The organism is Paucibacter sp. XJ19-41 (assembly GCF_028462495.1).
In the GTDB taxonomy this organism is placed as follows: domain Bacteria; phylum Pseudomonadota; class Gammaproteobacteria; order Burkholderiales; family Burkholderiaceae_C; genus Roseateles_E.
In genome coordinates this window covers 1-950 of record NZ_JAQOWX010000279.1, presented here as the reverse complement: position 1 = coordinate 950, position 950 = coordinate 1, and the positions used below count along the sequence as shown (strand labels likewise).

Genomic DNA, 950 nt, shown 5'->3' with positions numbered 1-950 from the left:
TGTTGCTGGCCAGCAGCACGGTCTTGCCGGAGATGGCGTAGGCCAGGTGTAGGTCGCGGCCGTCGGCCGGGTTGGTGTAGACGAGCTCGACACGCTGGCCAGGCTTCATGGGCAGTGTGGGCAGGCTGATGTCGGCCGGGGTGGGGGAGCGCAGCTCCACGGTGCCGATGACGACGCCGTCGACCTGCAGCTGCACGATGGGGCCGACGTTGGCGGCCAGTCGGGCACTGGCGCGCAGGGTCAGCGTGTCGCTCATATTGGCTGCGGGCCATTTGCCGCGCAGTGCGCCGTTGTCGGTGAGCAGGTTCTGCGCGGTCTGCTGGACGTTGGCGCCGTCGAAGGCGGCCAGGCCGCTGCCGGCATCAAAGGACATGCTGCCGGCGCTGGGCTGCAGCACAGTGGTGCCGGACATCAGGTAGTGCACGCGCAGGCTGCGGGTCTGGCCGTTGACGGTGGCGGCGTTGGCAAAGGCGACATCGACGCGGCTGCCGATGGCCAGGGGCGGGGCGGCGAACACATGGTCGACGGGTGCGGTGGACGACACCAGGGCCGAGCCGACGACGATGCCGTCGACGCGGGCGACCATCAGCGCGCCGCTGCCGCCGGCACTGGTGGCGCTGGCGCGCACGGTGAGGCGATCCGTGAGGTTGGGCGAGGGCCAGGCCAGGCGCAGCGCGCCGTTGCCGTGGAGGTTAGTGGTGCCGGCCAAGACGTTCTGGCCGTCGAAGGCATCGTTGCCGTAGCCCCTGTCGAAACTGACGATGGCGGCGGTGGGTAGCACGGCGGTGTCGGCCGTGCTGAGCTGCTGCACGTAGAGGCTGCGGGTTACGCCGTTGACGGCACCTGCGTTGGCGTAAACCACATCGACCTTGCTGCCGGGCTTGAGCGTAGGCGCGGCCAGGGCGTAGTCGGTGGGCTGGGTGGCACGCACCTCCACGCTGTCGGTGACC

1 protein-coding gene is annotated in these 950 nt (G+C 70.0%); it reads right to left on the bottom strand.

Features of this window, described 5'->3' with window-relative positions:
- Positions 1 to 950 (bottom strand): carbohydrate-binding domain-containing protein (locus tag PO768_RS28960; RefSeq protein WP_272648816.1); only part of this gene is annotated, 950 nt, incomplete at both ends.